The organism is Mesorhizobium sp. M4A.F.Ca.ET.020.02.1.1, from assembly GCF_004022645.1.
Taxonomy (GTDB): Bacteria; Pseudomonadota; Alphaproteobacteria; order Rhizobiales; family Rhizobiaceae; genus Mesorhizobium.
This window is the reverse complement of sequence record NZ_RZOI01001287.1, coordinates 1-750: the sequence shown is the minus strand read 5'-3', so window position 1 is coordinate 750 and position 750 is coordinate 1. Positions and strand designations below refer to the sequence as shown.

The 750-nt window shown below is 65.9% G+C and carries 1 protein-coding gene; it reads left to right on the top strand.

Annotated features, from left to right (window positions below; genetic code table 11):
* Positions 1–111: 111 nt before the first annotated feature.
* Positions 112–750: AEC family transporter (locus tag EN742_RS36695; RefSeq protein ID WP_148670603.1), on the top strand; the 639-nt coding region annotated here is incomplete at its 3' end.

The window sequence follows — 750 nt, the reverse complement described above, 5'->3', positions numbered from 1 at the left end:
CTATAACGCTGCCAGCCGACCTTGATCAATTCGGGCGGGGGCAGGAAGCGGGTGGGCCTTCCTCGGCCGGCGCGATTGCGTTGCAAACGGGGCTCGCCTATCACGGGAAAAATGTCTCCGCTCACCGAAACCGTCCTCTTCGTCTTCAGCCTCGTCGCGCTCGGCTACCTTGCCGGCTTCACCGGCTATCTGAAGCCGGCGAGCGGCGAGGGCATCTCCGAATTCGCCATCAACGTGGCGATGCCGCTGCTTCTGTTCCAAACGATGGTGAAGTCCGACTTCCACGGCGTGGCGCCATGGTCGCTGTGGGGCGCCTATTTCACGGCGGTCGCGATCACCTGGGCGGTGGGGCATCTCGTCACCACGCGGGTCTTCGGCAGGGATTCGCGCACGGGCATCGTCGGCGGCGTGTCGTCTGGCTATTCCAACATCGTCCTGCTCGGCGCGCCCTTCATCCTCGGCATATTCGGACCGAGCGGCTTCGAGGTCCTGTCGCTGCTGGTCTCCGTCCACCTGCCGGTCACGATGATGGCCTCGATCGTCCTGTTCGAGATGTTCGGCCGCGGCGCCGGCAAGCCCGCGCATCCGCTGCGTGTCGTCACCAGCTTCCTCAGGCGGCTGTTCCTCAATCCGCTGATCATCGGCATACTCGCCGGACTTGCCTTCCGCCTGAGCGGCGCGCCGCTGCCGGAGCTCGTCTCGCGTGTGGTCGATGCCCTGGCGGATACCGCCGGGCCGGTGGCGCTGTTC